The sequence below is a fragment of the Flavobacterium sp. genome (genome assembly GCF_031363805.1).
Lineage (GTDB): Bacteria > Bacteroidota > Bacteroidia > Flavobacteriales > Flavobacteriaceae > Flavobacterium.
Genome location: NZ_JANLVD010000200.1, coordinates 1 through 9,050, shown reverse-complemented (window position 1 = coordinate 9,050; position 9,050 = coordinate 1). Strand labels below are relative to the sequence as shown.

Annotated in this window: 8 protein-coding genes; 2 read left to right on the top strand and 6 right to left on the bottom strand. The window is 34.6% G+C overall.

Annotation, left to right across the window (positions count from 1 at the left end):
• Positions 1–150 precede the first annotated feature (150 nt).
• Positions 151–1,167, bottom strand: a complete 1,017-nt coding sequence (locus tag RMN92_RS10730) for a serine hydrolase domain-containing protein (RefSeq protein ID WP_309609443.1) — start codon at positions 1,165–1,167, stop codon at positions 151–153.
• A gap of 317 nt (positions 1,168–1,484) precedes the next feature.
• The gene (locus tag RMN92_RS10725) at positions 1,485–3,113 is read right to left on the bottom strand and encodes a carboxyl transferase domain-containing protein (protein ID WP_309609442.1); all 1,629 of its coding nucleotides are present in this window, start codon (positions 3,111–3,113) and stop codon (positions 1,485–1,487) included.
• A gap of 168 nt (positions 3,114–3,281) precedes the next feature.
• Between RMN92_RS10725 and RMN92_RS10720 the strand changes: the two genes are divergently transcribed.
• Both RMN92_RS10720 and RMN92_RS10715 read left to right on the top strand, forming a co-directional pair.
• Positions 3,282–3,926 (top strand): DUF47 family protein, encoded by a 645-nt coding sequence (locus RMN92_RS10720; protein ID WP_309609441.1) that lies wholly within the window; start codon positions 3,282–3,284, stop codon positions 3,924–3,926.
• A 24-nt stretch (positions 3,927–3,950) separates the two neighbouring features.
• The gene (locus tag RMN92_RS10715) at positions 3,951–5,234 is read left to right on the top strand and encodes an inorganic phosphate transporter (RefSeq protein ID WP_309609440.1); all 1,284 of its coding nucleotides are present in this window, start codon (positions 3,951–3,953) and stop codon (positions 5,232–5,234) included.
• A gap of 151 nt (positions 5,235–5,385) precedes the next feature.
• Here RMN92_RS10715 and lpxD read toward each other — a convergent pair whose 3' ends face one another.
• The 4 genes from lpxD to RMN92_RS10695 form a co-directional block, all read right to left on the bottom strand.
• On the bottom strand, positions 5,386–6,384 hold the full coding sequence (gene lpxD, locus RMN92_RS10710) for a UDP-3-O-(3-hydroxymyristoyl)glucosamine N-acyltransferase (RefSeq protein ID WP_309609439.1): 999 nt from the start codon (positions 6,382–6,384) through the stop codon (positions 5,386–5,388).
• Positions 6,385–6,394: 10 nt separating this feature from the next.
• Positions 6,395–7,444, bottom strand: coding sequence for an AMP-binding protein (locus RMN92_RS10705; RefSeq protein ID WP_309609438.1), 1,050 nt, complete (start codon positions 7,442–7,444; stop codon positions 6,395–6,397).
• Positions 7,422–8,360 (bottom strand): CPBP family intramembrane glutamic endopeptidase, encoded by a 939-nt coding sequence (locus tag RMN92_RS10700; RefSeq protein ID WP_309609437.1) that lies wholly within the window; start codon positions 8,358–8,360, stop codon positions 7,422–7,424. The genes RMN92_RS10705 and RMN92_RS10700 overlap by 23 nt, the downstream gene beginning before the upstream one ends.
• A 133-nt stretch (positions 8,361–8,493) precedes the next feature.
• On the bottom strand, positions 8,494–9,050 hold a 557-nt coding region (locus RMN92_RS10695; RefSeq protein ID WP_309609436.1), incomplete at its 5' end, for a PLP-dependent transferase.

Genomic DNA, 9,050 nt, shown 5'->3' with positions numbered 1-9,050 from the left:
TGTTGGTTTTTGAAAAACTTCACTATATTCAAAAAATAAACCTCGCTTAAAATAGCTTAAACGAGGTTGCTTTTTATAGATTATTTAGAGATTCAGACTTTTGGAGAGGTTGTGCAACGGTCACCGCTGTTGGCAGTAGTTATTTTTCAATTATTTTTTTAATATTGCAATAATTGCATCTGAAATTTCAAAAACTTTTCCATTATAGTTATTGTCTAATAAGATTATTGTGAACTTTTCAGTAATATCTGAAATTAAAATTGCTTCATAATTTCCAGCTCTTCCATCGTGTAAATGCTCAATCAAATTTCTGTTTTTATATTTTGCTTGGCCCAAAGCTGATTGAGTTTCTTCCAAATTAAATTGTTGACCAATTTCAAAAAGTGATTTTTTATTAACTATTTTTTCGGTGTGAAGGGAATTTGCCCATTTTAGCAAATCAATTGTAGTTAAATAAGTTCCGCCTGTTATAGGCAAATCGGTTTTGTCTTGTACCAAATTATTATTAAATCCCTTTGCGATATTTTTCTCGTTTTCAAAAGGTGTCATTACAGCTGAATTCATTTTGCAACGCTTGAATATAAATTTTTCAACATAAGATTTAAAAGACATTCCTGTTATTCGACCAACAATAAATTGTCTTAAAAAGAGATTATTATTATTGTAATCATATTTTGTACCTGGTTTAAAATCTAAAGTATCAATTAGTTTTAAATCATTAAAAAGGTCTTTGTCATTTTTAATTTTTTTCCAGTTTACGTTCGGTATTCCGCTTGTGTATCTTAGTAAATCTCTAATTGCAACTTCATTAGCCCATTTGGGTAATTCTGGAATGAATTTGGAAACCTTATCATCTAACAGTAATTTACCTTGCTCTTGCAATTGCATTAAAGCAACCGCACTGAATTCCTTTGTAATTGAACCAATATTAAATCTGTACTCAGTAGTTAATTTATTTGTTTTAGTTTCATCAGTAAATCCAAATGAAGTATTGTATATTATTTTATTATTTTTTGAAATAAGTATGTTCCCATTAAAAACTCCGATTTGGTTTGACCGTTGTATTAAAGAGTCAATTTGTTTTATTTGCTTTGTTTGAGCAAATAAATTATTTGTCACAAATAATAGAATAGTGAAAAATGAGAATAGTTGACTGTTGCATTTCATAATTTAGTTTCTTGTTTCTTCGGGTTTTGGTTAACTGTCGCCTAACATCCAAACTTACGCATAAATTTAATAAAACCTAATTTATTAATTTTATAACCTAAATATGAATCCGACAAACTTCAATGCTTAATTTCTAAATTTCTGCAACGTGAAGGATTGAAGTGGAAATCCTGTCATTGCGAAGAAGCAGGCTCCATGTTTAGATGGCGCCCGTTCCTCGCAATGACAGATTGCAACGAAAAGCCTGACCAAAAATTGCGAGGAGGAACGGTTGCGAGGCACGAAGCAAAGCAATTTGAGGGCACGCCCAAAAAAACCTATACCTGAATAACGCCCAAATTAAACTTTTTTTCTATGGGTGCCTGATTGGCGGCTTCGATGCCCATGGAAATCCAGGTTCGGGTTTCAAGCGGATCTATAATGGCATCGGTCCACAAGCGGGCCGCCGCGTAATAGGGCGAAACCTGCTCATCGTACCGCGCTTTTATTTTATCGAAAAGTGCTTTTTCTTTTGCTTCATCGACAATTTCTCCTTTGGCTTTAAGCGATGAGGCTTCTATTTGTGCCAGTACTTTGGCTGCCTGCGTGCCGCCCATAACTGCCAGCTCGGCACTTGGCCAGGCAAATATTAACCTGGGATCGTAGGCTTTGCCACACATGGCATAGTTTCCTGCTCCGTATGAATTGCCGACAATAACGGTAAATTTTGGCACGACTGAATTGGAAACGGCATTGACCATTTTGGCACCATCTTTAATAATACCGCCATGTTCAGATTTTGAACCGACCATAAAACCGGTAACATCCTGTACAAAAACCAATGGTATTTTCTTTTGGTTGCAATTGGCAATAAATCGGGTGGCTTTGTCTGCCGAATCTGAATAAATAGCACCGCCAAATTGCATTTCGCCTTTGGCAGTTTTGACTACTTTTCGTTGGTTTGCCACGATTCCTACTGCCCAACCATCGATACGGGCATAAGCGGTGATAAGGGTTTTGCCATAATCGCCTTTGTATTCGTCAAATTCAGAATAATCGACCAGTCGTTTTATGATTTCGTACATATCATATTGATCGGCACGTGATTTTGGAATTATGCCATAAATATCGTTGGGATCGAGTGCGGGTTTTTCGGATTTTACACGGTTGAAACCGGCCTTGTCAAAATCGCCAATTTTGCCGACTATACTTTTTATTCTGTCGAGCGCATCTTTGTCGTCTTTGGCTTTATAGTCGGTTACGCCCGAAATTTCACAGTGTGTTGTTGCGCCACCCAAAGTTTCATTGTCAATGGTTTCGCCAATAGCGGCTTTGACCAAATAGCTTCCTGCTAAAAAAATACTTCCTGTTTTATCTACAATCATGGCTTCGTCACTCATAATAGGCAAATAGGCACCACCGGCAACACAACTGCCCATGACGGCAGAAATTTGTGTAATTCCCATGCTGCTCATTAAAGCATTGTTTCGAAATATGCGCCCGAAATGTTCTTTATCTGGGAAAATTTCGTCTTGCATAGGCAAATAAACGCCTGCTGAATCGACGAGATATATAATAGGCAGTCTGTTTTCCATAGCCAATTCTTGGGCCCGGAGATTTTTTTTGCCTGTTATGGGAAACCATGCGCCCGCTTTCACAGTAGCATCATTGGCTACCACAATGCATTGTTTGCCTGAAATATACCCTATTTTTACAACTACTCCACCCGATGGGCAACCGCCGTGTTCGGCATACATTCCGTCGCCAACAAAAGCGCCAATTTCTATGGCTTTGGCATTGTCATCTAATAAGTAATCAATACGTTCTCGGGCGGTCATTTTGCCTTCGGAGTGCAATTTTTCGATGCGTTTTTCACCGCCACCCAATTTCACTTTAGCGAATCGTTGTTTTAAATCTGATAGTAAAAGTTTATTATGATCTTCGTTTTTGTTGAAGTTTAAATCCATTTTGTATTGTAATAAATTGAAAAGTGTTATTTTTGAGTGGCTAATTTACAAAATAGGTTTAAATAAATGGAATGAAATTTTGTCAAGTAAATCAATATTATAAATCCAACGACATTTAATGTTAACTTAACATTGGAATATTACATTTGCAGTGTAAATTAATATAGTATGTCGATAAATAACATTTTTCAATTTTTTGTACCAAAGGATAAAAAGTTTTTCCCACTATTTAAAGAAGCTACTTCAAAGCTTGTACTTATTGCAGAAACTTTACACGGAGCAATTCAAGTTACCAAAGAAGCTAGGGAAGAATATTTAAACAAAATTGATGAATTGGAAGCTCAAATTGAAGAGATAAATCATAAAACACACCTTGAATTAAGCAGGAATTTTATAACTCCTTTTGATAGAGAAGACATTCATGTTTTGATTAAATCGATTGATGCTGTGGCCGATAATATGCACGGTGCAGCCAGTAGAATGAGATTGTACCAAGTGGAAAAAATTACAAAATCGATACGTAAGTTAACCGAAATAAACTTGGAAGCTTGTCAGCTTATACACATAGGCGTATCTGAATTGGATGGATTAAAAAACCACAAAAAAATTATTGATGCTTGTGTGAAAATAAACAAATTGGAAAGCAAAGCAGATGTTGTTTTTGACAAAGCGGTAGCCGATTTATTTGAAAATGAGTCTGATGCAAAAAATATAATTAAATATAAAGAAGTTTTATCTGCACTTGAATTGGCATCAGATAAATGCAAAAATGTGGCCAATATATTGGAGCAGATTTCTGTAAAACACTCTTAATTATAGCATTTTAGAAATCAATTTATGGAATTTACTTTACTTATTACCATTATAGTTCTTGCTTTAATTTTTGATTACATCAATGGTTTTCACGATGCTGCAAATGCTATTGCGACTATTGTGGCTACCAAAGTACTTACGCCATTTCAAGCGGTTTTATGGGCGGCTTTTTTCAATTTTTTAGCCTACTGGGTTTTTGGTTTTGGTGTGGCTGATACTGTAGCCAAAACGGCAAATACAATGGATATTAATCTGGTTGTAATTCTTGCTGGAGTTATAGCCGCTATTTTCTGGAATTTATTGACTTGGTGGTTCGGAATACCTTCCAGCTCATCTCACACTTTGATTGGTGGTTTTGCTGGAGCAGCCATTGCACATGCTGGTTTTGGCGCAGTAAATTGGTATTCGGCAGGAAAAGGTGGTGGTATGCCATCGGGGGTTTTAATTATTGCAGCATTTATAGTTTTGGCTCCGTTAATAGGTGCTCTTATTTCTTACATTATTTCAATTTGGTTACTTAATTCGTCTAAAAAGACGCTGCTTCCCAAACTTTTTACGCTGTCGCTAATGATTGTTACAATATTATTTGTGTATAGTCAAATGCAATTCTATACGGATATTAAAAAACCTCGTTTTGAATCTCATTTTTGGAGCATTGCCTTGGAACCGCATAATATAAAATGGTTTTTGGTGGCTTTTATAGTTTTATCTATTAGTATATTTTGCTTAATTTTCAGTAGTTTGAGTCTTAATAAATCAGATTATTGGCTTAGAAAAATGCAATTGTTATCATCGGCTTCCTTTAGTTTGGGTCATGGTGGAAACGATTCTCAAAAAGTAATGGGGATTATTGCAGCAGCAGTCACAGTTTATATTCACACAAGTGGTGTTGCTCAAGCAAGTATGCCAGATTGGTTGGATGTTATGTTGCCAAACGGTGATATTGAAGGGAAAATGCCAGGTTGGATTCCGCTAGCGTGCTATTCTGCCATTGCAGCAGGAACTTTGAGTGGTGGTTGGAAAATTGTAAAAACGATGGGTTCCAAAATTACAAAAGTAACTTCGTTTGAAGGTGTTGCAGCAGAAACTGCTGGCGCCTTGACATTATATTTCACTGAACATTTAAAAATTCCAGTGAGTACAACACACACCATCACTGGTTCTATTATTGGAGTTGGATTAACCAAGCGTGTTTCTGCAGTGCGTTGGGGTGTAACTGTAAGTTTACTTTGGGCATGGATATTAACTATTCCAGTTTCAGCACTTTTGGCCGCTTTGGTTTATTGGATTTTGTCTATATTTTTGTAAGTTTTTATTTTTTACCACATAGGATTCACATAGATTTTACAAGCTTCTTTAAGGCGTTTAACTTTATTTGAGGAAACATAGTTGGTGAAATGTAAATTGATGTTAGACATTCAATCTTTGTTTAGTTTTCAACCAACTGATTTGTTAATAATTATTTATTTGAATCTCTCACCAATCTTTTCAAAATTGCCCATTGTTTTAGTGCATCTCGTGCTTCAACGGCTGGATAACCTAGCATAACTTTTCCAGCTTCTATATCGCCAGTTACGCCAGAACCCGCGCCTACTATGGCGCCATCGCCAATCGAAGTGTGGTCTTTTATGGAAGCACTTCCACCAATAATAACGCCATTTCCTAAGGTTACAGAACCTGCGAGTCCAGAATTTCCTGCCATAATACAGAATTTACCCAATTTTGAATTATGACCTATTTGAACCAAATTATCAATTTTGCAACCATCGCCCAATATTGTTGAACTAAATTTTCCACGGTCAACACAAGAATTGGCACCAATTTCTACGTTGTTTCCAATAACAACATTTCCAATTTGTGGAATTTTAACCAAACCACGTTCGGGATCGGGTCTGAAACCAAAACCATCGGCTCCAATCGTACAATTTGGATGAAAAATACAGTTATCTCCAATAACGGATCGCTCACGAATAACCGTTCCTGACCAAATAATAGTATTTTTTCCAATGACAGTATCATCTAAAATAGTCACGTTTGGATAAATAGTTACATTTTCACCAATATTTACCCGAAGTCCAACATAGCAACCTGCTCCTATTTTTGAACCATTTCCAATTGTTGCCGATGCATCGATAACTGCAGTTGGGTGAATATCGACTAAAAAAGTAGGCATGGGTGGCGCAAACATTTCAAGCACTTGCGACATCGCCAAATCGGCATTTTTAACCTTTATAAAAGCCCTGTTTTCACCAGGTTCGATTGAAATATCTTGGTTGACAACTGCAACAGCAGCATTTGAGTTGTCCCAAAATTTTTCATATTTTTTATTTCCAATAAATGAAATTTGATTATTAGTTGCTACCTCAAGTTGTTCTGGAGCTGTTATTTTTTGATTGGTATTTCCAATTATTTCTCCGTTTAATATTTGGTTTATTTCTTCTATTGAAAATGATTTCATTTATTATTTATTAAGATATTGAGGCAACGATTTCGGTTCTTTTTACCTTTCCTGTTTCGGTTTCTGGAAAGTTGGCTATAAATTTTACTTCTTTTGGTTTTTCATATTTGTCTAAATCGTCGAATATATTTGAGTCTAAAGTATATTGATCACCTTCTATAAACAACACCAATTTTTCACCTAATGTATCATCAGCTACACCAGCTACAAAAAATCTACCTTTTAATTTGGTTGACAATTTATTTTCAATTTGTTCAGGAATTAATTTGATTCCGCCACTGTTTATAATATTATCTTGACGACCAAGCCATATAAATTGGTTATCAGAAACCATTTCGACAACATCGTTAGTCACAATTTTATTCACATTTAAATTTTCTGATGTTATTACCAAACAATGTCTGTCATCCTGAGAAATTTCGATATTTGGAAAAACGGTAAATGCCTTCTCCCCTATTTTCTTAGCAGCAATATGGGTTACTGTTTCTGTCATACTATAGGTTTCATAAACATCACATTTTGATTTTTTTAATTTATTAATCAAACTGGTACTCATTCTAACACCGCCAACTATTAATTTTTTAATTTGATTAATTTGCAATAAAGAGTTCTCGGCTTGAAGTGGCACCATGGCAACAAAATCATATTTTTTATCATTGCGTTGCAATGGCGATGATTTTGGAGCAATAAAATCCATATCAAGACCTAAAATAAAGGCGCGAACAAACATCATTTTACCTGCTATATATTTTACTGGCAAACAATTTAGTGCTGTATTTCCTGGACTTAAATCAAAGAAATTACCAGTTGCAATGGCCGAATTGACCATGGATTGTTTTTCGACTTTTATAATTTTTGGTTCTCCAGTAGTTCCAGAAGTCAAAATTTCTAAATACGGTTTTTCATTAAACCAATCCAATAAAAAATCGCCAACATGTTTTTCAAAATCTTCACCTTCTTTGATAAAACTATAGGCAACCCTGCATAAATCGTCTTCATTTAAATGAAAACCGTTGAGTTTGAATTTATTGTGAACATTATGATAATTCGGTGGTGTCATGATTCAAATTTTTATTATTATCTATTGAAATGGGTTGCAATTTTCCAGTTAATTTTTCTTTCCAATTGCTCCAATTGTATTTTTTACTAAAGATAAATAAAAGTATTGGAAAAATAATAATGACAGGCAAAACAATATCAAAACCAGCACTTGGTTCAGAAACATCTTTTAAAATTGAATGCGTTTGAAAAACTGTCCAATCCGATGTAACTAGCAAAGCTCCAATTAAATTGTTCGCAGCATGAAATCCTAATGACAATTCCAAACCATCGTCCATTAAAGTTAAAATGGCTAAGAAAAATCCTGTACCTATGTAATAAATCATAGTTATATAGCCTAGTTTTTCAACTTCAGGATTGGCAAAATGCATCAATCCAAATAGTATTGATGTGACTAGAAATGGCACTAATCTACTATTGGTAATTACTCCTAAATATTGCATCATGTAGCCTCTGAAAAAATATTCTTCAAAACTGGTCTGTAGTGGAACCAAAATGACAGCTAAAGCTAAAAATATAAGGAAAGGAACTGCTTTGAAATTTATGACAAAACTTTCAGGTTCAGTAAAATAAGCTATCAAAGTTACTATAATCGTGAATGCTGACCAAAGTCCAAATGAGAAGAAAATCCGACTCCAATCAACTTTTCGACGACTGGTTGTCAAACTTGTAATGCTTTGTCTATGTACAATTTTAACCCAAAAAAGCAATCCCAAACACATTAAAGAAAGTGGCAAAATTAGAAAAACAAACGTTAAGTTCATTCCAAATTTTTTGATATATTCGGTTATAATATCATTGGTATTCACACCCTCAGACATAAAATAATTCAGCACCATCATTCCAAAGAAACCTACTAAAACTAACAGATATAAAATACCATTGAAATTTTTATTTTTAACTTGTTCTATGTACATATTTTAAGCTTACTTGATTAGAAAAGTCAAATATATCTAAAAAAGCACATCGAATTTGAATTAAAGTGAAAATTTAAATAAAAAAATCAGCCTAAAATTGATCTTAAGCGGATTAAAAATTTATCTAATAAAATTATAAAACTCCAACTGTTATCATACATTCTTTCATACTTTGATAGGTGCGTTCAATGTCGTTGTCCAAACCAATTGAAAACCGAATCAAACCATCTGTCAAACCCATTTCTGCTTGTTCTTCCAAAGGAATTTCTGATGATGTTGATGTTCCTGGCGCAGAAAACAACGTTTTATAAAATCCTAAACTCACTGCTAGATAACCTAAATTTTTCTCTTGCATGAGTTCCATTAATTCATTTGCTTTATCCAAACTTCCAACATCAATAGTCATCATACCGCCAAAACCATATTCGTGGTTGATCATTTTTGAATAAATTTCGTGACTTGGGTGACTTTTTAATCCAGGATAAACCGTTTTGATGCCATCTTCTTCAAATTTTTGAGCCAAAAACATTGCATTGTGACTGTGTTGTTTCATTCTGATGTGCAAAGTTCTCAAGTTTTTCATGACTGATGCACTTCTCAAACTATCCATCGTTGGTCCCAAAAGCATACTGGCACCTGAATTTACATTTTTCAGATCGTTTATAAATTCTTGCGAAGCACAAACCACGC

What these genes read in the sequence shown, in the direction of transcription:
- RMN92_RS10730 (WP_309609443.1), bottom strand. Translation starts at nt 1,167, where the DNA reads ATGAAATGCAACAGTCAACTATTCTCATTTTTCACTATTCTATTATTT.
- RMN92_RS10705 (WP_309609438.1), bottom strand. Translation starts at nt 7,444, where the DNA reads ATGACACCACCGAATTATCATAATGTTCACAATAAATTCAAACTCAAC.
- RMN92_RS10700 (WP_309609437.1), bottom strand. Translation starts at nt 8,360, where the DNA reads ATGTACATAGAACAAGTTAAAAATAAAAATTTCAATGGTATTTTATAT.
- RMN92_RS10725 (WP_309609442.1), bottom strand. Translation starts at nt 3,113, where the DNA reads ATGGATTTAAACTTCAACAAAAACGAAGATCATAATAAACTTTTACTA.
- RMN92_RS10715 (WP_309609440.1), top strand. Translation starts at nt 3,951, where the DNA reads ATGGAATTTACTTTACTTATTACCATTATAGTTCTTGCTTTAATTTTT.
- RMN92_RS10720 (WP_309609441.1), top strand. Translation starts at nt 3,282, where the DNA reads ATGTCGATAAATAACATTTTTCAATTTTTTGTACCAAAGGATAAAAAG.
- lpxD (WP_309609439.1), bottom strand. Translation starts at nt 6,384, where the DNA reads ATGAAATCATTTTCAATAGAAGAAATAAACCAAATATTAAACGGAGAA.